1 protein-coding gene is annotated in these 263 nt (G+C 43.3%); it reads right to left on the minus strand.

The features are described 5' to 3' along the window. Window positions 1-263 (minus strand): hypothetical protein (locus tag AAEY79_RS15290; protein WP_352289354.1); only part of this gene is annotated, 263 nt, incomplete at both ends.

Genomic DNA, 263 nt, shown 5'->3' on the forward strand with positions numbered 1-263 from the left:
TCATATACGCGCCAGCCTCAGCATAGGCGTGCGCTGTTGGTGTACCACTGGATGATTTGATCACGTTTGGATAGGTATTACTGGATAGTTTTAAATTAACGTTTGTCGTACCATCTTCATTAGTAGTAGTATCAAGTGACTTAATGTCTGCTAATGCAGCAGCGATTTTTTGTCGCTGAGAGATCGTCAAAGGTGCTGAAGGCACCAATATCCGACCTGAGTGACCATCAACCAGCTTATTAGTTGCCGTACCAATATTCATC

The organism is Psychrobacter sp. GW64-MNA-CIBAN-0177 (assembly GCF_040309585.1).
In the GTDB taxonomy this organism is placed as follows: Bacteria; Pseudomonadota; Gammaproteobacteria; order Pseudomonadales; family Moraxellaceae; genus Psychrobacter; species Psychrobacter okhotskensis.